This is a genomic window from Pelomonas parva (assembly GCF_043555835.1).
Taxonomy (GTDB): domain Bacteria; phylum Pseudomonadota; class Gammaproteobacteria; order Burkholderiales; family Burkholderiaceae_C; genus Pelomonas; species Pelomonas parva.
Map to the genome: position 1 here is coordinate 135,392 of NZ_JBIGHV010000007.1, position 21,423 is coordinate 156,814.

Consider the following 21,423-nt stretch of genomic DNA (forward strand, 5'->3'; position numbering starts at 1 on the left):
CGAATGCCTCTTCGCAAAGGCCTCTATGCCGCATGAAGACAGGATCGAGCGGGCTCTGCGGGCCAGCCTGGCGCCCACCCTGCAAGCCGGCCACCCGCCCAAGCTGGCGGCGGCGATGCAGCACGCGGTGTTCCCCGGCGGCGCGCGCATCCGGCCCAAGCTGACGCTGGCCGTGGCCATGGCCTGCGGCGAGGACGACCCGGCCTTGAGCGATGGCGTGGCGGCGGCCATCGAGCTGCTGCACTGCGCGTCCCTCGTCCATGACGACCTGCCTTGCTTCGACGCCGCCGAGACGCGACGCGGCCGTCCGTCCGTCCACCGTGCCTTCGGCGAGCGCCTGGCCGTGCTGGCCGGGGACGCGCTGATCGTGGCCGCCTTCGAGGTGCTGGGTGGCAGCGCGCGGCGCCATCTGTCGCGGCTGCCGGTGCTGCTGCGCACCGTGTGCCATGGCGTCGGCATGCCCATGGGCATCGTTGCGGGCCAGGCCTGGGAGTCCGAGCCGCAGATCTCCTTGAGCGACTACCAGCAGGCCAAGACCGGCGCGCTGTTCGCCGCCGCCACGATGGCCGGTGCGCAGGCGGCCGGCGCCGACGGCGCGCCGTGGCGCGCGCTGGGCGAGCAGCTCGGCCAGACCTACCAGGTCGCCGACGACATCCGCGACGTGATGCTGGACGCCAGCGCGCTGGGCAAGCCCGGTGGGCAAGACGTGGCCCTGGGCCGGCCCAGCACGGCGCGCGAGCTGGGGCTAGAGGGTGCGCTGGCCGAGTTCCACCGCCTGGTGCAGGCGACGTTGCTGACCGTGCCCGTCTGCCCGGGCGCGTCGCAGTTCCGGCAGCTGATCCGGCATGAGGCGAATCGCCTGGTGCCGCAGCAGTTGATGGAGCGGGTTGCCGCCATCGCATGACGCCCGTGGCTGCCGCGCACTGGAGCGACACGCCGCTTGCTTGGCGCGACCGGCTGCTGGGCAGTGCACGCTTTCGGCGCTGGGCCGAGGCCTTCGTGCCAACGCGCTGGATTGCCAGGCGTCGTGCGGCCCAAGTGTTCGACCTGGTGGCCGGCTTCGTCTACTCCCAGGTGCTGCTGGCCTGCGTGCAGCTGCGCCTGTTCGACCTGCTGGCCCAGGGCCCGCAGACGCTGGCCGCGCTGTCGCTGCGTTTGAAGCTGCCGCTGGCCGGGACCGAACGCCTGGTGCTGGCCGCCGTGTCCCTGAAGCTGCTGGAGGCCCGGCCCCATGACCGCTTTGGCCTGGGCCCGCTGGGCGCGCCGCTGGTAGGCAATGCGGGGGTCGCGGCCATGGTGGAGCACCACGCCGCGTTGTACCGCGACCTGGCCGACCCGCTGGCGCTGCTGCGCGGCGAGGCGGGGCCGCGCGAGCTGGCCGGCTTCTGGCCTTACGCGGGCACCGAGATGCCGGACGCCCTGCCAGCGCAACAGGTCGCCACCTACTCGACGCTGATGGCCGCGTCGCAGCCGCTGGTGGCCGAGCAGGTGCTGCAGGCCTACCCGCTGCAGCGCCACCGCCGGCTGCTGGACGTGGGCGGGGGCGATGGCGCTTTCGCCTGCGCCGCCGCCCGTCATGCCCCCGCGCTGCAGGTGCAGGTGTTCGACCTGCCCGGCGTGGTGGCGCGCGCCGCGCTGCGCTTTGAGCAGGCTGGCCTGGCCGCGCGCTGCAGCGCCCAGGGCGGCGACTTCTTCCGCGACGAGTTGCCGGCCGGCGCCGACCTGATCTCGCTGCTGCGCGTGGTGCATGACCACGACGACGAACGCGTGCTGCGCCTGCTGCGCGCCGTGCGCCGCGCCTTGCCCGAGGGCGGCCGCCTGCTGTTGGCCGAGCCGCTGGCCGACACGCCCGGCGCCGAGGCCATGGGCCATGCCTATTTCGGCTTCTACCTGCTCGCCATGGGCCGGGGCCAGCCGCGCAGCGAGGCGCGCCTGCGCGAGCTGCTGGCCGAGGCCGGGTTCACCCGCGTGCGCCGGCTGGCTACCCACCTGCCTCTGCAGGCCAGCGTGCTCGTCGCCGACGCCGGCTGATCAAATAAGTGTAAATCGTAGTTGACGGTTGACTGTGTAAGCGTAGTATGACTCTCATGGGATCGACAAACCGCACCGCAGCTCAGGAGGCCATCTCATGAATACGCTGGCCGTGGTCATCGACCGCCCCGAGCACCTCAGCCTCAGCCACCTGCGGTTGCCGGTGATGGAAGACGAGGACGTCGTCGTCGAGGTCGAATGGAGCGGCATCAGCACCGGCACCGAGCGCCTGATCTGGACCGGCACCATGCCGATGTTCCCGGGCATGGGCTACCCGCTGGTGCCGGGCTACGAGGCCGTGGGCCGCGTCATGGCGGTCGGGCCGGCCAGCTCCAACTGGGTGGGCCAACGGGTCTTCGTGCCCGGGGCGCGCTGCTTCGGCGAGGTCAAGGGCTTGTTCGGCGGCTCGGCCTCGCGGCTGGTGGTGCCGGGCAACAAGGTCGTGCCGGTCGAAGAGAAGCTGGGCGAGCAGGCCGTGCTGCTGGCGCTGGCAGCCACCGCGTATCACAGCGTGGCCGGCGGCGGGCAGGGCGCCTCGCACACGCCGCCCGATCTGATCGTGGGTCACGGCGTGCTGGGCCGCCTGCTGGCGCGCATGAACGTGGCGGCCGGCATCACCGATTTCACCGTCTGGGAAACCAACCCGGCGCGTGCGGACGGCGCCGTCGGCTACACCGTCGTGCACCCGGACGACGACAAGCGCCGCGACTACAAGGCCATCTACGACGTCAGCGGCGACTCTGCCCTGCTCGACAGCCTCATCGGCCGGCTGGGCTATGGCGGCGAGGTGGTGCTGGCGGGCTTCTATTCCAAGCCGCTGTCGCTGAACTTCGCGCCGGCCTTCATGCGCGAAGCGCGCATCCGCGTCGCTGCCGAATGGAAGCGGCCCGACATGCTGGCGGTGAACGCCTTGCTGCACGCCGGCCGGCTGTCACTCGACGGCCTGCTCACCCACAGCGAGCCGGCCGACAACGCCGGCAACGCCTACCAGCAGGCGTTCACCGACGCCGGCTGTCTGAAGATGGTCCTGGACTGGAGACACCACGCATGAGCACCTCGACCATCCCGGCTGAGGCGCCTGTGCGCTTCCAGCAGCTTCGTGCGGAGGCAGCCATCGAACCCGATGCCGTCGCCACCGGCCCCGTCACCAAGACCACGCAGATCATCGCCATCTACGGCAAGGGCGGCATCGGCAAGAGCTTCACGCTGGCCAACCTCAGCTACATGATGGCCCAGCAGGGCAAGAAGGTGCTGCTGATCGGCTGCGACCCCAAGAGCGACACCACCAGCCTGCTGTTCGGCGGCAAGGCCTGCCCGACCATCATCGAGACCAGCTCGAAGAAGAAGCTCGCTGGCGAAGCAGTTGCCATTGGCGATGTCTGCTTCAAGCGCGACGGCGTCTACGCGATGGAGCTGGGCGGCCCCGAGGTCGGCCGCGGCTGCGGCGGGCGCGGGATCATCCACGGCTTCGAGACGCTGGAGAAGCTCGGCTTCCACGACTGGGGCTTCGACTACGTGCTGCTGGATTTCCTCGGCGACGTGGTCTGCGGCGGCTTCGGCCTGCCGATTGCACGCGACATGTGCCAGAAGGTCATCGTCGTCGCCAGCAACGACCTGCAATCGCTCTACGTCGCCAACAACGTCTGCAGCGCAGTGGAGTACTTCCGCAAGCTGGGCGGCAATGTCGGCGTGGCCGGCATGGTGATCAACAAGGACGACGGCACCGGCGAGGCGACCGCGTTTGCTGAAGCCGTCGGCATCCCCGTGCTAGCCGCGATTCCGGCCAACGAAGACATCCGCCGCAAGAGCGCCAGCTACGAAATCATCGGTCGGCCCGGCACGCAGTGGGCGTCCCTCTTCGAGACGCTGGCCACCAACGTCGGCGAAGCGCCGCCGGTGCGGCCAAAGCCGCAGACGCAGGACCAGTTGCTGGGACTGTTCTCGGCCGAGGTGACCGGGCGCGACTTCAAGATGGAGCCGGCCACGCTGTTCGACATGGTCGGCAAGAACGAGCAGATCAAGCCGACGCTCGAAGTGGTCTACGACGCGGCCTGACCATGTCCAACTGCCACGCCACCGTCGAGTTAGCGCAAGCCACCAGCGCCGCCACGCGCGAGACGCTGGATCGCTACGCAGCCGACTATCCCAAGGGCCCGCACGACCAGCCGCAGAGCATGTGCCCCGCCTTTGGCGCGCTGCGCGTGGGCCTGCGCATGCGCCGCACGGCCACCATCCTCAGCGGCTCGGCCTGCTGCGTCTACGGCCTGACCTTCACGTCCCACTTCTACGGCGCCAAGCGCAGCGTCGGCTACGTGCCCTTCAACAGTGAAAGCCTGGTGACCGGCAAGCTGTTCGAGGACATCCGCGACACGGTGCATGCCCAGGCCGACCCCGAGAAGCTGGACACGCTGGTGGTCATCAACCTGTGTGTGCCCACCGCCAGCGGCGTGCCGCTGCAGCTGCTGCCCAAGGTCATCAACGGCGTGCGCATCATCGGCATCGACGTGCCCGGGTTTGGCGTGCCCACGCATGCGGAGGCCAAGGACGTGCTGGCCGGCGCCATGCTGCAGCGTGCCCGCAGCGAGGCCGAGGCCGGCCCGGTGACGGCGCCCAAGGGCTGGCGCGAGCAGGGCATGGACGCGGCCAAGACGGTCAGCCTGCTGGGAGAGCTGTTCCCGGCCGATCCGATGGTCATCGGCATGCTGCTCGGCCCCCTGGGCCTGAAGGTCGGCCCCACGGTGCCGACCCGCGAATGGCGCGAGCTGTACGCGGCTTTGGACTGCACCGTCGCTGCGGCCATCCACCCGTTCTACACGGCCAGCGTGCGCGAGCTGCAGGCCGCCGGCCGGCCCATCGTCGGCTCGGCCCCGGTGGGCGCAGACGGCACGGCCGCCTGGCTGCGCGCCATCGGCGAGGCGGCCGAGGTGCCGTCTGCCCAGGTCGAAGCGGCGATTGCCGCCATCCTGCCCGCCATCCGCGGCGCGCTGGCCAAGTCGCCCATCAACGCCAAGGTGACGGTCAGCGGCTACGAGGGCTCGGAGCTGCTCGTCGCCCGCCTGCTGGTCGAAAGCGGCGCGACCGTGCCCTATGTCGGCACCGCCTGCCCGCGCACGCCCTGGTCCGAGCCCGACCGCGCCTGGCTGGAAGCGCGCGGCTGCGAGGTGCAGTACCGCGCCTCGCTGGAGCAAGACTTAGCGGCGGTGCACCGCCACCGCCCTCAGCTCGCCATCGGCACCACGCCGCTGGTGCAGGCCTGCAAGGAGCTGGCAATCCCGTCGCTGTATTTCACCAACCTCATCTCGGCACGGCCGCTGATGGGCCCGGCCGGCGCGGGTTCGCTGGCCCAGGTCATCAACGGCGCCATCGCCAACCAGGCGCGCTTCGACACGATGCGCGAGTTCTTCGGCGAGACCGGCAAGGGCGACCGCGCCGGTGTCTGGACCGAAGTACCCATGTTGCGGCCTGAGTTCCGCGCCGAGACGAAACGCCAGGTCATCAAGATCATGAAGCGCCGCAAGGCGGAGGAGATGATCTGATGTTCGTGCTCGACCATGACCGTGCCGGCGGCTACTGGGGCGCCGTCTACGTGTTCACCGCCATCAAGGGTCTGCAGGTCGTCATCGACGGCCCGGTGGGCTGCGAGAACCTGCCGGTGACCTCGGTGCTGCACTACACCGACGCGCTGCCGCCGCACGAGCTGCCCATCGTCGTCACCGGCCTGGCCGAGGAACAGCTGGGCCGCGAAGGCACCGAGGGCGCCATGAAGCGCGCGCACGCCGCGCTGGACCCGGACCTGCCCAGCGTCGTCGTCACCGGGTCGATTGCCGAAATGATCGGCGGCGGTGTGACGCCCGAAGGTACGAACATCGCGCGTTTCCTGCCACGCACTATCGACGAAGACCAGTGGCAATGCGCCAACCGCGCGATGTTCTGGCTGTGGACGGAATACGGCGTCAAGAAGGTGCCGGCGCGCAAAGCCTTTGCCGACCGGCCCGTAGGCGAGAAGCCGCGCGTCAACATCATTGGCCCCTGCTACGGCCAGTTCAATAGCGCCAGCGACCTGCACGAGATCCGCCGCCTCATCGAAGGCATAGGCGCCGAGGTCAACATGGCCTTCCCGCTGGGCAGCCATGTGGCCGATGTGGCCAAGCTGGCCGACGCGGATGCCAACGTCTGCATGTACCGCGAGTTCGGCCGCATGTTGTGCGAGGCACTGGACCGACCCTACCTGCAGGCGCCCATCGGCCTGCACAGCACCACGGCCTTCCTGCGCCAGCTGGGCGAGCTGCTGCACCTGGACCCCGAGCCCTTCATCGAGCGCGAGAAGCACACGACGATCAAGCCGATCTGGGACCTGTGGCGCTCGGTCACGCAGGACTTCTTCGCCACGGCCACCTTTGCAGTCGTGGCCAGCGAGACCTATTCGCGCGGCCTGCGCCATTTCTTCGAAGACGAGCTGGGCCTGCCCTGCAACTTCGCCGTCGCCCGCAAGCCTGGCGAGAAGACCGACAACGCGGCCATCCGCGCCCTCGTGCACGAGAAGGCGCCGCTGGTCATGTACGGCAGCTTCAACGAACGCATGTACCTGGCGGAGGCCGGCGCCAAGGGTCCGATGAAGCCAGTCTTCATTCCCGCCTCCTTCCCCGGCGCGCTGATCCGCCGCGCCACCGGCACGCCCTTCATGGGCTATGCCGGCGCCACCTACCTGGTGCAGGAGTTCTGCAACGCGCTGTTCGATGCGCTCTTCCACATCCTGCCGCTGGGCACCGAGCTGGACCGGGTCGACCCGACGCCCGCCCGCGCGCTCGCCGAGATGAGCTGGAGCCCGGAGGCCAAGGAGCTGCTGGACGAACTGCTGGAGGCGCAGCCGGTCCTGGTGCGCATCTCCGCCGCCAAGCGGCTGCGTGACCGGGCCGAGGCGGCTGCGCGTGCGCGTGGTGCCTCCGCCGTGGCAGTTGAAGACATTGAAGGTCATACGCGGCAGCTGGCCGCGGCGGCCATCGGGGCATTGGCGTGAGCGCCTGCCCTGAACGACTTGCCGGGGGCGCTCTGCCCTGGAAGTCCCTGCCGCGCGGGAGCTGCGCGGTATTGGCCGCAAGGCTTTTTTGAGGAGCTATCGATATGGCTGAACACAGAACAGGCTCGCTATCCGGGCTGACTGAAAACGAGGCCCGGGAATTCCACGGCATCTTCATGACCAGCTTCATTGGCTTCACGGCGATTGCCGTGGTGGCCCATGTGCTGGTGTGGATGTGGCGTCCCTGGCTTTAAGCCCTGTTTGAAAGGTTGTCGCCATGGCTGAGATCACGACTGTCCCTGTGAGCAACGCTGCGTTGCAGGACTCCAAGACCTATGAGGCCTTGTTCTTCATGAGTTTTGTCTTCGTGTTCTTCATCGCGCTCGTCGCTCAGGTGCTGTTCCTGAAGTGGCGCACGTGGTTGCCTGGCGCAGAAGGCGAGAAATCGCTGATCAAGGGTGTGCGGTCGGGTGTCTACACCTTCCTGTCCCACCTGAACTAGGAGAGAAAAGCATGTGGAAGATCTGGTTGCTGTTCGACCCGCGCCGAGCGCTGGTCGCATTGTTTGCCTTCCTGTTCGTACTGGCACTGGTGATTCACTTCGTGCTGCTGAGTACCAACAAGTTCAACTGGCTCGACGGACCGCGCACGCAGGCGGTGAGCCAGAACTCGGCCATGCCGGCGCCTGCGCCCAAGTAGGCCCGGCCGGGCCGCAAGGCCCAACTCGCGGTGCGCCGGCCTCAGGGCCCGGCGTACCCATTCGAATGAACTCAGGCGCAGCGGCCTTGTCGTTGCTGCGACTGTGGGGGTGGCAAGCATGTCCATGCTGAACTTCGAGCGAAAGTACCGCGTCCGCGGCGGGACCCTGCTGGGGGGTGACCTGTTCGACTTCTGGGTCGGTCCGTTCTGGGTCGGGTTCTTTGGTGTGACGACGGCGTTCTTCTCGCTGGTCGGCATCCTGCTGATCGTGTGGGGCGCGTCGCAGGGTGGCACCTGGAACCTCTGGCAGATCAGCATCGCGCCACCCGACCTGAAATACGGGCTGGGCATGGCGCCGCTGATGGAGGGCGGGCTGTGGCAGCTGATCACCGTCTGCGCCACCGGGGCCTTCATCTCCTGGGCGCTGCGCGAGGTCGAGATCTGCCGCAAGCTCGGCATCGGCTACCACGTGCCCTTCGCCTTCTCGGTGGCCATCCTGGCCTATGTCACGCTGGTCATCATCCGGCCGCTGCTGATGGGCGCCTGGGGCCATGGCTTCCCCTACGGGATCATGAGCCACCTGGACTGGGTGTCCAACACGGGCTACCAGTACCTGCACTTCCACTACAACCCGGCGCACATGCTGGCGGTGAGCTTCTTCTTCGCCACCACCTTCGCGCTGAGTCTGCACGGGGCGCTGATCCTGTCGGCCACCAACCCCGGCAAGGGCGAGGTGGTCAAGACGCCCGAGCACGAGAACACCTTCTTCCGCGATGCCATCGGCTACTCGATCGGCACGCTGGGCATCCACCGCCTGGGCCTCTTCCTGGCCTTGTCCGCCGGCTTCTGGAGCGCCGTCTGCATCGTCATCAGCGGCCCCTTCTGGACGCGTGGCTGGCCCGAATGGTGGAGCTGGTGGCTCAACCTGCCGGTGTGGAAGTGAGGAGCACAAAACATGGCTGAATATCAGAACCTCTTCACCAGCGTGCAGGTCACTGCACCCTCCTACCCTGGCGTGCCGCTGGGCCGGGACGAGTACCAGCGCGAGGGCAAGGGCCTGCACGTGCACTGGCTGGGCCGCCTCGGCGATGCGCAGATCGGCCCCATCTACCTGGGCTGGCTGGGCATCTGCTCGCTGATCTGCGGCTTCATCGCCATCGAGATCATCGGCCTGAACATGTGGGCCTCGGTCGGCTGGGACCCGGTGCAGTTCGCCCGTCAGCTGTTCTGGCTGGCACTGGAGCCGCCGCCGCCCGCCTACGGCCTGGGCCTGCCGCCGCTCAACCAGGGCGGCTGGTGGCTGCTGGCCGGCTTCTTCCTGACGATGTCCATCCTGCTCTGGTGGGTGCGCATGTACCGCCGCGCCCGCAAGCTGGGCATGGGCACGCACGTGGCCTGGGCGTTCGCGGCGGCCATCTGGCTCTACCTGGTGCTGGGCTTCATCCGCCCCATCCTGATGGGCAGTTGGGGCGAGGCGGTGCCCTTCGGCATCTTCCCGCACCTGGACTGGACGGCGGCCTTCTCGCTGCGTTACGGCAACCTGTTCTACAACCCCTTTCACATGCTCAGCATCGCCTTCCTGTACGGGTCGACGCTGCTGTTCGCGATGCACGGCGCCACCATCCTGGCGGTCAGCCGCTTCGGCGGTGAGCGCGAGATCGAGCAGATCACCGACCGCGGCACCGCCAGCGAACGCGCGGCCCTGTTCTGGCGCTGGACCATGGGCTTCAACGCGACGATGGAGTCCATCCACCGCTGGGCCTGGTGGTTCGCGGTGCTGTGCCCGCTGACCGGCGGCATCGGCATCCTGCTGACCGGCACCGTGGTGGACAACTGGTACCTCTGGGGCGTCAAGCACGGCCTGGCGCCGATGTATCCGGCCGTGTTCCCGCCGGTGGTGGACCCCGCCCTGCAACTGCTGGGAGTCAAGTGATGAGCCGTCAACAACTGAAGCGCTGGGTTGCGCCGCTGTGGGCCAGCCTGAGTCAGGCCTTGGGCGCACCGGCCGTGGGCCTCAGCATCCAGGCTCATTTGCCCGCCCACCGCCCGGCGTCCGCGCAGCCAGGAGTGCAAGCATGAGCCGCCGCAATCTCGATTTGCTCGGCCTGCTGGCCCTGACCTGCGCCCTGCTGGCCGGCTGCGAGCGGCCCCCCGTCGAAACCGTGCAGCGGGGCTACCGCGGCACCGGCATGGAGCAGGTCTACAACCCTCGCACGCTGGCCGAGCAGGCCGCCGGCAACGAGGCGCCCGCGCCGCTGGATGCGGCCTCGCCCGACGGCCCCAAGGCCAGCCAGATCTACCAGAACGTCCAGGTGCTGGGCAACCAGAGCGTGGCGGAGTTCAACCGCACGATGGTGGCGATGACCAATTGGGTCGCGCCCAAGCAGGGCTGCGTGCATTGCCACAACGCGGCCAACTTCGCCGACGATTCGCTCTACACCAAGGTGGTGGCGCGGCGCATGCTCGTCATGACGCAGAAGATCAACAGCGACTGGAAATCCCATGTCGCCAAGACCGGCGTCACCTGCTTCACCTGCCACCGCGGCGAGCCGGTGCCCAAGGAAGTCTGGTTCCAGCCCTTGCTGCCCAAGGGCGCCAACGACTTCGCCGGCGAAAAGGCCGGGCAGAACGCGCCGGCCGACAGCGTCGGGCTGAGCGCCTTGCCCAACGACCCGTTCACGCCCTTCCTGCTTGGCGACGAGAACATCCGTGTGGCCGGCACCGAGGCCTTGCCGGCCGGCAATCGCCAGTCCACCAAGCAGGCCGAGTGGACCTACGGGCTGATGATGCACATGTCCAAATCGCTGGGCGTCAACTGCACGCAATGCCACAACACCCGCTCGCTGGGCTCGTGGGAGAACAGCTCGCCGCCGCGGCTGAGTGCCTGGCATGGCATCCGCATGGCGCGCGAGCTGAACCTGGAGTTCATGGTGCCGCTGACGACCGCCTTCCCGGCCAACCGCCTGGGCCCGGGCGGCGACGTCGCCAAGGTCAACTGCGCCACCTGCCACCAGGGTGCGCACAAGCCGCTGTACGGCGCCGAGATGGCCAAGCACCACCCGGAACTGCTGGTGAAGGCCATGCCTGCTGCCACGGCGGCGTCGGGCGTGGCCGCGCTGACGGCCGATGACATGAAGGCGCTGCAGACCTTGCCCGCAGCCGAGACCGAGACCAAGCCGGCGGCTGCGCCGGGCTGAACCGCACCCACCGCCCAGGGTTTAGCCAGGGGAGGGCGGCGCCGCAGGCGCCTACGATCAGCGCGTTTGTCAAAATGCATGGCGCCACTGGGCCGCGAGCCGCCCGGTGGCGCCATCACCTGATCGAGACTGCCACGGTGTCCACGCCTCCCGCCCCCGACCTCAGCGCCCTGTCGCCGCTGGCCACCGAGCTGGCGACGACGATTGCGCGCGTTGCCAGCGACATCGCGCTGGTCATCGACAAGGACGGCGTCATCTCCTCCGTGGCCGAGGGCGCGGCCGTGCAGGCCCATGGCTGTGGTCACTGGGTAGGCCAGCGCTGGGTCGACACCGTCAGCGCCAGCACCCGCCCCAAGATCCAGTCCCTGCTGGACGAAGTCGCCAGCAGCGGCACCGCGTCGCGCCGGCGCGAGGTCAGTCACCCCGCCCAGGGCGGCGAGGAGCTCCCCGTCACCTGGTCCGCGATCCGCCTGGGCGCCGATGGCCCGGTGCTGGCCGTGGGCCGGGACCTGCGCGCGGTGGCGGCCATCCAGCAGCGCTTCGTCGAGGCGCAGCAGGACATGGAGCGCCACTACTGGAGCCGTCGCCAGGCCGAGAACCGCTACCAGCTGCTGTTCCAGGTCGCCAACGACGCCGTGCTGGTGATCGACGCCGGCAGCCTGCATGTGCTGGAGGCCAACGCCGCCAGCGCGCTGCTGCTGGGGCATGAACTGGGCCTCATCCAGGGCCGGCCACTGACCGACAGCCTGCCCCCGTCGGCGCGCGCGGCGGTGGCCGAGCTGCTGACCAACGCCCGCAGCACCGGCCGCGCCGGCGAGATCCGCGTGCGCGCGCCGGCCCTGCCCGGCGTGCTGGACATCTCGGCCACGCCCTTCCTGGCCGACGACCAGCAGCAGATCCTGCTGCGCGCCCGCCACGATGACGCGACCGCCGGTTCCGTCGACAGCCTGGCTTTGTCGCGCATGGCCGAGTTCGTCGAGACCACCCCCGATGCGGTCGTCATCACCGATGCGTCGGGCGGCATCCTGATGGCCAACCCGGCCTTCCTGCGCCTGACACGCCAGGCCGACGAGACGCGGCTGCGCGGCCAGGCCTTGTCCAACCTGCTGCTGGACGCCGACGGCGGCTGGTCGCGGCTGGTGGCGCGCGTGCGCGGTGCCGGCATGGTGTCCAACGCGGCGCTGGAGGTCGGCTCGCTGGACGGCAGCCCGCAGAGCGTGCGCGTGTCGGCCGCGTTGATGGCCGAGGGCGAGCAGGCCTGCCTGGGCTTCATCCTGCGCCCGGGACTGCGCCTGCCGGCGCACCTGGCGGGCGACGATGTGCTGGCCGGGCTGCTGGACCAGGTCGGCCGCGTGCCGCTGGCCGACCTGCTGGTCGAAGTGGCCCACCGCGCCGAGCGGCAGCTGATCGAGAGTGCCCTGCTGCGCACCGGCGGCCAGCGTGCGGCGGCGGCCCATGCGCTGGGCATGACGCCCGAGGCGCTGGAGCTGCGCATCCAGCGCCATGGACTGGCCGGGCTGGGCTATCCGGCTGGCGGCGGTGCGCCACCGCTCATCAATTGACGATGCATACGGCACCTGCCTTCGGTCAGGCCGACCTGACCAACTGCGAACGTGAGCTGATCCACCTCGCCGGTTCGGTACAGCCGCATGGCGCGCTGCTGGTGCTGGCCGAGGCCGACCTGCGTGTGCTGCAGCTCAGCGGCAATGTGGCGCGGCTGCTGGGGGTGGAGCCCGACACGCTGCTGCAGCGGCCGCTGGCCGCGCTGGGTGGCGACGTGGCCGAGCGCGTGGCGCACCTGCAGCGCAGCGCCGACCTGCACGAGGCCGTTGCGCTGCAGTGCCGGCTGGGCCCGGCCCAGCGGCGCTTCGACGGTGCGCTGCATCGGCTGTCTGACGGTGCGCTGGTGCTGGAGCTGGAGCCCGCTGCGACCGCGCCCGATGGCGTCGAGCTGCAAGACCTGGCCCCCGACGTGCTGGCCACGACCCTGTCCGGCGCGCTGCAGCGCTTCGGCGCCGCACCCTCGGTCGGTGTGCTGGCGGATGCGGTGGTGGAGGTGCTGCGCCATCTGACCGGCTATGACCGCGTGGTGGTCTACAAGTTCGACCCCGACGGCCACGGCAAGGTCATCGCCGAGGCCCGCCACCCGCGGCTGGAATCGCTGCTGGGTCACCACTACCCGGCCAGCGACATCCCGCAGCGCGCCCGGGCGCTGTACCTGCTGAACCGCGTGCGCATGCTGGTGGATGTGGACGCGGTGCAGTCGCCGCTGATGCCTGCCACCGACACGCCGCTGGACATGTCGCTGTGCCAGCTGCGCAGCATGTCGCCCATCCACCTGCAATACCTGCGCAACATGGGCGTGACCGCCACGCTGACCGCCTCGCTGGTGCGCGAGGGCCAGCTGTGGGGCCTGATCGCCTGCCACCACTACTCGCCGCGCTACCTGCGCTGCACCGTGCGCGCGGCGGCCGACCTGCTGGCCGAGGTGGCGTCCACGCGCATCTCGGCCATCGAGAACTACGCCCACGCCCAGGTCGCGCTGATGGTGCGCCGGCTGGAGCAGCGTCTGGTGGAAGCCACGTCGACCGAGGGCGACTGGCGCTATGCGCTGTTCCGCAACCCGCGCACGCTGCTGCAGCCGCTGGATGCCACCGGCGCTGCGCTGTTCTGCGAAGGCGAGGTGCTGACCACCGGCGAGGCGCCGTCCACGCCCGAGCTGCGCGCACTGCTGGCCTGGGTGCAGCAGCAGCCGGAGCAGGGCGATGCGCCCTTTGCCTGCTCATCGGTGGGCCAGGCCAACCCGGCGCTCGCCAGCGTGACGCCCACGGCCAGCGGTGTGCTGGCGGTGCGCCTGTCCACCAACAGCCCGGACTGGCTGATCTGGTTCCGCAAGGAGCAGTTGCAGAGCGTCACCTGGGCCGGCGACCCGTCCAAGCCCATGGTGGCCAACAACCCGCTGGAGCTGTCGCCGCGGCGCTCGTTCGCGGCCTGGTCGGAGATCGTGCGCGGCACGGCCGTGCCCTGGTCCACCACCGAGCTGGCGTTGGCGCGCGGCATCGGTGTGGCGCTGGTGGACATCATCGTGCAGGTGCATGCGGTGCGGCTCTTGATCGCCGAGCACCAGCTGGTGCAGATCCGCGGCGCCGTGGCCGGCTCGCGCGAGCCGGTGCTGGTGGCCAATGCGCAAGGCGAGGCCGTCTTCGCCAACGATGCCTTGCTGGCCTTGCGCGGCGAGGGTGTTGACAAGGGCAGCCCGATCAGCGCGCTGTTCTGCGCCGGGCCTGCCGTGCAGCAGGCGCTGGAACAGATGCGCGCCTCCCACCATGGCTGGCGGCGCGAGCTGGACCTGCGTGTGCGCGACGGCGGCACCGTGCCCATGACCGTGCACGCCGAGCCGGTCAGCGGCCGCGACGGCAAGCTGCTGGGCTTCGTGCTGACCCTCATCGACCTGCGCGAAGCCCGCCGGGCCGACACCGCGCGGCTCAACCTGGAGAGCGCGCTGCGCCTGGCCGCGCAGAGCGGCGCCAGCGAGGCCGACGAGGTCATCTCCGCCATCCTCACCAACGCCAGCCTGGCCGCGATGGACATCGCCGACGCGCGCGGCGGCCCGCCGGTGGCGCCGCTGCTGCAGGAGCTGGAAACCTCGACCCGCCGCGCCGCCGGGCTGTACGCGCAGATCCGCAGTTTTTGCGGCTAACGGGCCAGTTCCTCAAACAGCTGCCGATGCAGCCGGAAGGCCTGGCAGGCCTCGGCGACGAAGGCGTCTGCCTGCTCGGTGGTCAATGGCAAGGCATCCAGGCCGGCGCGGAAATCCGCCTTCAGCGCCTCGACCTGTGCCGGGTCGCCAAACGCGTAGAAGGCGGTTCCCGCCTGCCCGTCGAGCGCGAACTGCCGGCTGACCAGGCGGGCCAGCACTTGGCCGCCATGCAGGTCGCCCAGGTAGCGCAGGTAGGCATGCGCCAACAGCAGGACTGGCTCCGTGCGGCCCAGCAGCGTCAGGCGCTCGACGTAGGCGACCGTCGCCGGCATCAAGGGGCCATGGGTCCGCCAGGGGGTGGCGTGCAAGCGGTCCAGGTCTTGTTCAAGCGGCTGGACGCGGCTCAGCTCCGGGCGCCACAGCCGTGCGTCCACCGGATGCCGGCCCAGGCCCGCCTCCAGCGCTTCATAGATCGCATGGAGATTGCGCAGCAGCGCGCAGTAGCCGGGCAGGCTCAGGCGCCCCCGCAGCAGCGCCGCCATGACACCGCTTTGCTCGACCCGCGTGTGCAGTGGACGTGTTTCCTGTTTGAGCCTGCTAGACAGGCTGGTTCGGGTGGCCGTGTTCATTCGTCGATGATGCAGCAGACGGCGCTGCATCTGCCCGACGGCGCCGCGCCGTGAGGCCCAGCGCGGCTGCGCCGAGCAACCAGAGCGCCGTCGTTGCCGGCTCCGGCACCGCCGAAATCGTCACGCGGTAGGCCAGGAACATGGTGTCCAGGTCCTTGCCATCGTTGTAGGCCGAGCCGACCTGGAAGCCGTCGGTGGTAGCGAAGTCGTTGTCGTTGGCGACGAACAGGAAGTAGTCGTCCGGGCGAGTCGGGTCCAGCGCCGACAGCAGGGCCAGGCCTTCCCATTTTTCCGAGAGGTTGTCGAACCCGGTCGTGACGCCGTTGGTCAGGCCGAAGCGGTTCAGCTGGGCCTTGTCGTTGATGTCCAGCCAGGCCTTGTAGGCGGCCGGCGTGATCGAGGGGTTGAGCACACCGCCCGGCGCCACCAGCGCTTCACCGGCCTGGCCGAGGATGTTGGTCGCGCCGCTGATGTCGATGACATCGACGTGCCGCAGCAGCGACTGCTGCGTGCCGACGCTCTGGCCGTTGCTGTCGCGCGGCAGGATCAGCAGCTGCGTGTCCGACAGCGCCAGCACCTCGCTCTGCGCCGCGACCAGCGTGTTGCTGCCTTGCTGGAATTTCGGCAGCTGCACGACGTATTCGCCCTTGAGCGCGATCTGGTCGAGGTTGCTGACGTCGTAGGTGAACAGCCGCGTCGTGTCCCGCGTGGCCGGGCTGGTGCCGCCGTCCTGGCGGGCGGCGCTCTGCAGGGCGACGAACAGCGTGCGGCCGTCCGGCGACAGCGACAGGCCCTCGAAGCCCTGGTTGTTCGCCCGGCCGGCCGTCGGGTTGGCGGGGCTGGGCGCGGGCTGGCCGACGGTCGGGTTGTTGGAGCTGTAGTCGTTGACGCCGTTGCGCACCGGGCGCACCGAGGCGGCCACGGGCAGGGCGCCCAGGAACTGGCCATTGGCGGCGAAGCGGTAGATGGACGGCCCGTACTCATCGCTGATCAGGCGCGAGCCATCCGACAGGATGACGATGCCTTCGGCGTCCAGCGACAGCTTGCCGTTGTGGGCCTGGGGCAGTTGCGGCAGCGAGCCGATGGCCGGGCGTGCACCGCCGGTGGCAACGCCGCCCGGCACGGGGTCCAGCCCGCTGAACGGTCGCGTGCCGCCGCCGGCCAGCGTCTCGTACAGAAGCGTGGACTGGGTCAGGCTGAGCCCGATCTGGTTCTGCGCCAGCCCGGTGCTGCCGGCGGCAGCGGGCGTGAAGCTCAGCGCGATCTGGTTGACGCGCGCCGTGTAGTCGATGGTGCCGGCCACGTTGTAGCCGCGGTCCGGGGAGGCGTAGAAGATGCCGCTGTAGGTGTTGCCGGTCCTGGCCCAGGTCGACTTGTCGGCCACCAGGCCGGAGATCGAACCGAAGGTCTCGCCATGCTCGTCACGCAGGTTGGCCGCCAGGCGACCGACACCCGCCAGTTCCTGCACCACGAGCGTCGTGCCGTTCAGCGTCAGGGTCTGGGCCTGCGACGCGCCGGCAACGGCGGCGCAGATCGAAGCGATGAGGGCAATCTTGAGGCGCACGGGTTCTCTCCAGCAATGAAGACCGCATCGTGCGCAACGGACGTGACGGCGGCGTGACGCTGGTTTGATCGAAACGCAGTCCGCGCCGTCAAGTCCCCAGGCTGCCTTGCATGGGGCCGACGCTGATCCGCTTCGGGAAGGCGACTTCCAGCGAGTCCGTCCGCCCTGTCCCGGTCCTGCCGGGTTCGGCCGCCGCGTACCAGCCGACCTCGACGTAGAACACGAAGCGCATCGTCTCCTCCGATACGAGCTTGACCACGAAGGCCTCCGTCTCGGCGTGCGCTAAGGTCAAGGGCGGGTTGTCTTTGTCGAAGACCCGTTCCCGGATGTCGTAGACGTCCTTGTCGGGCAGCAGGCACACCCGATGCTGATGCACGTTGAGGGGCGCCATGGTGACGCTGGGCGCGGAGGTGTCGATCTCACGCCGTGCGGTGACATGCAGACGCAGCGTGCTCATGATGTGCTGCGCGGACCCCATGTTGGTGACGACGAACTGCAGCCTGCAGGCATTGGCCGCCGGGTCCAGCGCCGACAGGTGAACGTCGGCGATTGCCAGCCCTTGTGCCGCGAGAGAGCGCTTCTTGTCAGCGTCCACCTTGTCGGCCTCGCGCTTCTGGTATTCGGTCCAGAACCGCCACAGCGCGTAGGCGAGCGCGACGACGGTGCTGATGGCTGCGAACGCCCCGGTCTTCGAGTTGATGAAGTCAAGCATCCTGGTTTTCCTTCCCGTCCCGGTTCAAGTGGCCATGGCCGTCTTCAGGCCCGCCAGCCTGGCGCTGAAGTCGTCATTGGCCATGGCCATCTCTCTGAGCAGCCCGTCCACCTCTTCGAGCGTCAGGATGCGTCCCAGCTTGGCCGCCGGCCCTGCGGCCGCGGGCGCGCAGGGTTCCGTGCGGTTCTGTGATCGCAGCATCTGCGCCTCGATGGGCGTGACCACCCGGGCAAAGCGCTTTTCGCCGTCAAAGATCAACGCCGAGCCATCGGCCAACCCGACCAGGTTGAACACGTGGTCCTCCGCAATGGTCTCGCCCATCTGTATCGCATAGAAGAACCCGACCACGTCGTGCGTCACCAGCTCGGGCGCGGCCCGGAACCTCTCGCTCGCAGCGCCGCCACGGCGGGCCAGGTAGCGCTTTTGCAGGTCGACGATGGCAGGCGTCCAGAACGCGATGGCCTGGTCTGCCGACATCGAACCATTGGTGGGCGCCAGGTAGACCACCTGGCCCCGCGCCTCGGAGAAGAACAGGGCCGGGACATTGTTCGGTGCGAGAAACCCGCAGAAGGGGCAGCGGCTGACCATCAGGTGCTGCGGCAGGTAGACGATGTGGTTGCCCAGGCGTTGCGCGTAGCTCACCTGGTCGTCCAGGGCCGCAGCCGTCCTGCTCGCGAACCACATGGCGCAGCGGCCGCAGGGGCCGAAGCTGGCGGTCCACTCGCCGTCATCACCGCGCAGGCGCATCGGATCGACAGCATCGATCCGGTCGGCCGCAGCCTTCAGCAGTGCCGCCCATTCCTCGGTTCCCGGAGCGACCGCCTTGTCTGCCTGCCGACGCAGGTGAGCGGACAGCGCCCGGGGTTCCTGCGCCGAGCGCAGGCTCGCCGGAACGACCGAGATGAAGCCACCGGGTTCGCTGTTGTGAACCAGCAAGGCCCGGATCGGTCGCCGGGTCCACGGGATGTCCAGGAACGCGAACAGCGCGTTGCAGAGCACCTGATCGACCACCGCAGCCAGGCTGCGCGCGTCGGTCAGCTTGGCCAAGGCCTCGTCCAGGCGCTGGAGTGCAGTCACACGCGCTTCGACCTCCACCTTGCGCCGAGGCGCGGTGCGAAGGCCTGCAGCGAAGCGGTCGAAGGCATCGAGCACGCGCTGCCCTTCGGGGCTCATCCACGTGTCTTGCCACGCGTCGTAGATCGGCGCCAGCGTGGTGGCCTCCGCGCGGCTGAGGGACATGCCGCCGAGGCCCTGGTCGCGGGCCGTCAGGTTGGTCGGGAAGCCGATGATGAAGAGCAGGTTGTGGATGAAGTCGAGGATCTGCTGGTGATTCCGGTCAGTGAGATCCGGGCGCAAGCGCTGCCAGTCCAGTTCGAGATAGAGGCTCGGAGAAAAGTCCTGGCGGTGCGCGGTGCAGGCCTCGAACATCGCGTTCTTGCTGGTCGGATGGACGAGCGACTGGATCAGCGCCTGGTTCTTCTGGCGAGGATGGGGACGATAGATTGCGTGAGGCACGGCAACTCAACCTTCGCCCCGGCGCTTGAGGCGCGGCGCCTAGGGTCGCCAGCAGGCGCCTCGGGCGCATCCTCAAAGCTGCGGACAAGGCCGGATTCACATCGTTGCCCACCTCGGGCGGGGCGCCCTTGGCCAGTTCGGGCTTGCGTTTCTGGCAGGCGCCCGGCAGGAGGGCGGCGAGAGCAGCGAGGGCGCAGAGGGAAAGGGTCTGTTGTTCCGCGCTGCCCGATGCCGCGAAGCCGTTCAGCGATGGCCGGCAAAACTGCACGTTTTGGTGCGCAAGCTCGGCGCGGCTGACACAGACGGCCAGCGCAAGCGCCGTAAGCTTTTTTCCTTGTCAGGTTCGGCGTCGCGCGCCCGTCGTTTTGCGCGTGCGGCGCTCCGGGCCGGGTTTCCCGGCCTTCTGTTGCAGGGCAAATTGCGGCGTGTTCCGGTCGCAGTTGTTGCCAATGCAGCGGGCCGAGCCTGGCTATGGTGCTTGGTGGTGAAGTGCGCTCGGACAGCAGCTCCGACAGCCCCGGCAACTTCTCAAGCCCTGGCGGCATCCGCCGCAGGGACAGCCGACTTTCTGAACTGGTGCCCCCATGATCTTGTTGACCGCCGCGAGCCAGCCACGCCTTTCGACCGTCCGCACCTCCTCCCCTTCCGACCCCGTCCGTGCCGCACCCTGGTCCCGCCCCGCGCTGGCCGCGCTGCTGGCCTGCGGCCTGGCATCGGCTGTGGCGCAGACCACGCCGCCGCAGCTGCCGCCCGGCGCTGAGCCGGGCCGTGGCACGCTGACCCCGGTCATGCCGCAGCCCTCGCTGGGCATGCCGCGCATCGAGGTGCCGCGCAGCTCGGCCGCCGAGGCGCCGCCCGGCGCGAAGGAGGCGAAGTTCGCGCTGCGCGAGCTGCTCATCGAGGGCGCGACCGCCTTCCCCGCCGACGCGCTGCGGCCGCTCTACGCCGGCCTGCTGGGTCGCGAGGTCACGGTGGCCGAGGTGTTCGAGGCCGCCAACGCCATCGAGCTGCGCTACCGCAATGCCGGCTACGTGACCTCCCGGGTCATCGTGCCGCAGCAGACCGTCGCCGATGGGCGCTTTCGCATCGTCGTCGTCGAAGGCTTCGTGGCCGACCTGGTCTACCAGGGCGACACCGGCCCGGCGCGCGCCGCCGTCGAGCGCCTGATGGGCAGCCTGCGCGGGCTGCGCCCGGTGACGTTGGCCGCCATCGAGCGCCGCCTGCTGCTCGCGAACGACCTGCCCGGCATCACCGTGCGCGGCACGCTGGAGCAGGCCCCCGGCGAGGTCGGCGGCTCGCTGCTCGTCGTGCGCGTCGAGCGCCGTGCCATGGAAGGCTCGGCGACGCTGGACAACCGCATCTCGCCTTACCTCGGCGACGGACAGGTCAGTGCCAGCCTGGCCTGGAACGGCCTGGGCGAACGCGCCGACCGCCTCAGCCTGAATGCCCGCAGCTCGCTGCGTTTCGAGCGCAGCCATTCGCTGGGCGCCGGCTACGACGCCCTCGTCACCGATGCCGGCGGCATGCTGGGCCTGGCGCTGTCGCATGCCCGCTCCAAGCCGGGCCGTGAGCTGGAGGCGCTGGATGTACGCAGCCGCGTGAGCAGCGGCCTCATCACCTTCACCCACCCGCTGCTGCGCGGCCGCGAGGAGAACCTGCGCGCGATGGGCCAGCTGGAGGTGCGCGACGTCAGCACCGACATCGCCGGCACCGGCTTTACCCGCGACCGCCTGCGCATCGTGCGCGCAGGCCTGAGCTACGACCGCAGCGACAGCTTCAACGGCATCACCACCGTGCGCGGCACGCTGCACCAGGGCTTGTCGGGCCTGGGCGCCTCGCCCAACGGCTCGGCGCTGGCCTCGCGCGTGAACGGCCGCAGCGACTTCACCAAGCTGACGCTGGACCTGACCCGGCTGCAGCAGTTCGGCGAGCGCACCAGCCTGGTTGCCAGCCTGACCGGCCAGCTCAGCCGCCGTCCGCTGCTGGCCAGCGAGGAGATCGGCCTGGGCGGCGCCAGCTTCGGCCGTGCCTTCGACGACGGCGAGGTCTCCAGCGACAACGGCCTGGCCGCGACGGTCGAGCTGCGCCATGTGCCGGCCGTCTGGTCGAACAACGTGCAGTTCTACGGCTATGTCGACGCCGGCCGTGTCTGGGCCGCCGACGGCGGTGCGCCGGTGACGCGGCCCAAGCTGGCCTCGGCCGGTGGCGGTGTGCGCGCCAGCCTCAACCGCAGCGTCTTCGCGACGCTAGAAATCGCCAAGCCGATCAATACCGAGGTCAGGACGCGGGGCGACAAGAACGCCCGCGCCTTCGTCACCGTCACGGCGCAGTTCTGAGCTCGACGCTTGTCGACCCTCCC

General features: G+C 69.4%; 20 protein-coding genes. 16 read left to right on the top strand and 4 right to left on the bottom strand.

Going from position 1 to position 21,423, the window contains the following annotated elements; all coding sequences use genetic code 11:
• Positions 1–25: 25 nt before the first annotated feature.
• From ACG00Y_RS19095 to ACG00Y_RS19165, 15 genes are all read left to right on the top strand, one after another.
• Positions 26–904, top strand: a complete 879-nt coding sequence (locus ACG00Y_RS19095) for a polyprenyl synthetase family protein (protein ID WP_394481577.1) — start codon at positions 26–28, stop codon at positions 902–904.
• Positions 901–2,031 carry a methyltransferase gene (locus ACG00Y_RS19100; protein WP_394481579.1) on the top strand — a complete coding sequence of 377 codons (1,131 nt, stop codon included), beginning with the start codon at positions 901–903 and terminating at the stop codon, positions 2,029–2,031. The genes ACG00Y_RS19095 and ACG00Y_RS19100 overlap by 4 nt, the downstream gene beginning before the upstream one ends.
• 97 nt (positions 2,032–2,128) lie before the next feature.
• Entirely contained in the window at positions 2,129–3,082 is a 954-nt protein-coding gene (gene bchC, locus ACG00Y_RS19105; protein ID WP_394481580.1) for a chlorophyll synthesis pathway protein BchC, read from the top strand.
• The gene (locus ACG00Y_RS19110) at positions 3,079–4,086 is read left to right on the top strand and encodes a chlorophyllide a reductase iron protein subunit X (RefSeq protein ID WP_394481582.1); all 1,008 of its coding nucleotides are present in this window, start codon (positions 3,079–3,081) and stop codon (positions 4,084–4,086) included. The genes bchC and ACG00Y_RS19110 overlap by 4 nt, the downstream gene beginning before the upstream one ends.
• Before the next feature lie 2 nt (positions 4,087–4,088).
• Entirely contained in the window at positions 4,089–5,567 is a 1,479-nt protein-coding gene (bchY, locus tag ACG00Y_RS19115) for a chlorophyllide a reductase subunit Y (RefSeq protein WP_394481584.1), read from the top strand.
• Positions 5,567–7,048, top strand: coding sequence for a chlorophyllide a reductase subunit Z (bchZ, locus tag ACG00Y_RS19120; RefSeq protein ID WP_394481586.1), 1,482 nt, complete (start codon positions 5,567–5,569; stop codon positions 7,046–7,048). Before bchY ends, bchZ begins: the two co-directional genes overlap by 1 nt.
• Before the next feature lie 104 nt (positions 7,049–7,152).
• Entirely contained in the window at positions 7,153–7,302 is a 150-nt protein-coding gene (gene pufB, locus ACG00Y_RS19125; RefSeq protein WP_394481587.1) for a light-harvesting antenna LH1, beta subunit, read from the top strand.
• Between the two features lie 23 nt (positions 7,303–7,325).
• Positions 7,326–7,550 carry a hypothetical protein gene (locus ACG00Y_RS19130; protein ID WP_394481589.1) on the top strand — a complete coding sequence of 75 codons (225 nt, stop codon included), beginning with the start codon at positions 7,326–7,328 and terminating at the stop codon, positions 7,548–7,550.
• An 11-nt stretch (positions 7,551–7,561) separates the two neighbouring features.
• Positions 7,562–7,747 carry a light-harvesting antenna LH1, alpha subunit gene (gene pufA / locus ACG00Y_RS19135; RefSeq protein WP_394481591.1) on the top strand — a complete coding sequence of 62 codons (186 nt, stop codon included), beginning with the start codon at positions 7,562–7,564 and terminating at the stop codon, positions 7,745–7,747.
• A 118-nt stretch (positions 7,748–7,865) separates the two neighbouring features.
• Positions 7,866–8,690 (top strand): photosynthetic reaction center subunit L, encoded by an 825-nt coding sequence (gene pufL / locus ACG00Y_RS19140; protein WP_394481593.1) that lies wholly within the window; start codon positions 7,866–7,868, stop codon positions 8,688–8,690.
• A gap of 12 nt (positions 8,691–8,702) precedes the next feature.
• Positions 8,703–9,680 carry a photosynthetic reaction center subunit M gene (gene pufM / locus ACG00Y_RS19145; RefSeq protein ID WP_394481595.1) on the top strand — a complete coding sequence of 326 codons (978 nt, stop codon included), beginning with the start codon at positions 8,703–8,705 and terminating at the stop codon, positions 9,678–9,680.
• Positions 9,680–9,826 carry a hypothetical protein gene (locus ACG00Y_RS19150; protein WP_394481596.1) on the top strand — a complete coding sequence of 49 codons (147 nt, stop codon included), beginning with the start codon at positions 9,680–9,682 and terminating at the stop codon, positions 9,824–9,826. Before pufM ends, ACG00Y_RS19150 begins: the two co-directional genes overlap by 1 nt.
• The gene (gene pufC, locus ACG00Y_RS19155; RefSeq protein WP_394481598.1) at positions 9,823–10,944 is read left to right on the top strand and encodes a photosynthetic reaction center cytochrome PufC; all 1,122 of its coding nucleotides are present in this window, start codon (positions 9,823–9,825) and stop codon (positions 10,942–10,944) included. Before ACG00Y_RS19150 ends, pufC begins: the two co-directional genes overlap by 4 nt.
• A gap of 137 nt (positions 10,945–11,081) precedes the next feature.
• Complete coding sequence (gene ppsR, locus ACG00Y_RS19160; RefSeq protein WP_394481600.1) at positions 11,082–12,506, top strand: transcriptional regulator PpsR; 1,425 nt, start codon at positions 11,082–11,084, stop codon at positions 12,504–12,506.
• A 2-nt stretch (positions 12,507–12,508) separates the two neighbouring features.
• Positions 12,509–14,644, top strand: coding sequence for a GAF domain-containing protein (locus ACG00Y_RS19165; RefSeq protein ID WP_394481602.1), 2,136 nt, complete (start codon positions 12,509–12,511; stop codon positions 14,642–14,644).
• Here ACG00Y_RS19165 and ACG00Y_RS19170 read toward each other — a convergent pair.
• The 4 genes from ACG00Y_RS19170 to ACG00Y_RS19185 form a co-directional block, all read right to left on the bottom strand.
• Positions 14,641–15,303, bottom strand: coding sequence for a biliverdin-producing heme oxygenase (locus tag ACG00Y_RS19170; RefSeq protein WP_394481604.1), 663 nt, complete (start codon positions 15,301–15,303; stop codon positions 14,641–14,643). The genes ACG00Y_RS19165 and ACG00Y_RS19170 overlap by 4 nt on opposite strands.
• On the bottom strand, positions 15,242–16,837 hold the full coding sequence (locus ACG00Y_RS19175; RefSeq protein ID WP_394481605.1) for an esterase-like activity of phytase family protein: 1,596 nt from the start codon (positions 16,835–16,837) through the stop codon (positions 15,242–15,244). Before ACG00Y_RS19175 ends, ACG00Y_RS19170 begins: the two co-directional genes overlap by 62 nt.
• A gap of 88 nt (positions 16,838–16,925) precedes the next feature.
• Positions 16,926–17,549 (bottom strand): hypothetical protein, encoded by a 624-nt coding sequence (locus tag ACG00Y_RS19180; protein ID WP_394481607.1) that lies wholly within the window; start codon positions 17,547–17,549, stop codon positions 16,926–16,928.
• A gap of 24 nt (positions 17,550–17,573) precedes the next feature.
• Complete coding sequence (locus ACG00Y_RS19185) at positions 17,574–19,064, bottom strand: hypothetical protein (RefSeq protein WP_394481609.1); 1,491 nt, start codon at positions 19,062–19,064, stop codon at positions 17,574–17,576.
• A 584-nt stretch (positions 19,065–19,648) separates the two neighbouring features.
• On the opposite strand from ACG00Y_RS19185, the gene ACG00Y_RS19190 reads away from it, so the two are divergent.
• Positions 19,649–21,400 (top strand): ShlB/FhaC/HecB family hemolysin secretion/activation protein, encoded by a 1,752-nt coding sequence (locus ACG00Y_RS19190; RefSeq protein ID WP_394481611.1) that lies wholly within the window; start codon positions 19,649–19,651, stop codon positions 21,398–21,400.
• Positions 21,401–21,423 lie beyond the last annotated feature (23 nt).

Bases quoted from the DNA above. Each gene is read 5' to 3' on its own strand.
- ACG00Y_RS19095 (WP_394481577.1), top strand. From the start codon at position 26: ATGCCGCATGAAGACAGGATCGAGCGGGCTCTGCGGGCCAGCCTGGCG.
- ACG00Y_RS19100 (WP_394481579.1), top strand. From the start codon at position 901: ATGACGCCCGTGGCTGCCGCGCACTGGAGCGACACGCCGCTTGCTTGG.
- bchC (WP_394481580.1), top strand. From the start codon at position 2,129: ATGAATACGCTGGCCGTGGTCATCGACCGCCCCGAGCACCTCAGCCTC.
- ACG00Y_RS19110 (WP_394481582.1), top strand. From the start codon at position 3,079: ATGAGCACCTCGACCATCCCGGCTGAGGCGCCTGTGCGCTTCCAGCAG.
- bchY (WP_394481584.1), top strand. From the start codon at position 4,089: ATGTCCAACTGCCACGCCACCGTCGAGTTAGCGCAAGCCACCAGCGCC.
- bchZ (WP_394481586.1), top strand. From the start codon at position 5,567: ATGTTCGTGCTCGACCATGACCGTGCCGGCGGCTACTGGGGCGCCGTC.
- pufB (WP_394481587.1), top strand. From the start codon at position 7,153: ATGGCTGAACACAGAACAGGCTCGCTATCCGGGCTGACTGAAAACGAG.
- ACG00Y_RS19130 (WP_394481589.1), top strand. From the start codon at position 7,326: ATGGCTGAGATCACGACTGTCCCTGTGAGCAACGCTGCGTTGCAGGAC.
- pufA (WP_394481591.1), top strand. From the start codon at position 7,562: ATGTGGAAGATCTGGTTGCTGTTCGACCCGCGCCGAGCGCTGGTCGCA.
- pufL (WP_394481593.1), top strand. From the start codon at position 7,866: ATGTCCATGCTGAACTTCGAGCGAAAGTACCGCGTCCGCGGCGGGACC.
- pufM (WP_394481595.1), top strand. From the start codon at position 8,703: ATGGCTGAATATCAGAACCTCTTCACCAGCGTGCAGGTCACTGCACCC.
- ACG00Y_RS19150 (WP_394481596.1), top strand. From the start codon at position 9,680: ATGAGCCGTCAACAACTGAAGCGCTGGGTTGCGCCGCTGTGGGCCAGC.
- pufC (WP_394481598.1), top strand. From the start codon at position 9,823: ATGAGCCGCCGCAATCTCGATTTGCTCGGCCTGCTGGCCCTGACCTGC.
- ACG00Y_RS19165 (WP_394481602.1), top strand. From the start codon at position 12,509: ATGCATACGGCACCTGCCTTCGGTCAGGCCGACCTGACCAACTGCGAA.
- ACG00Y_RS19170 (WP_394481604.1), bottom strand. From the start codon at position 15,303: ATGCAGCGCCGTCTGCTGCATCATCGACGAATGAACACGGCCACCCGA.
- ACG00Y_RS19180 (WP_394481607.1), bottom strand. From the start codon at position 17,549: ATGCTTGACTTCATCAACTCGAAGACCGGGGCGTTCGCAGCCATCAGC.
- ACG00Y_RS19190 (WP_394481611.1), top strand. From the start codon at position 19,649: ATGATCTTGTTGACCGCCGCGAGCCAGCCACGCCTTTCGACCGTCCGC.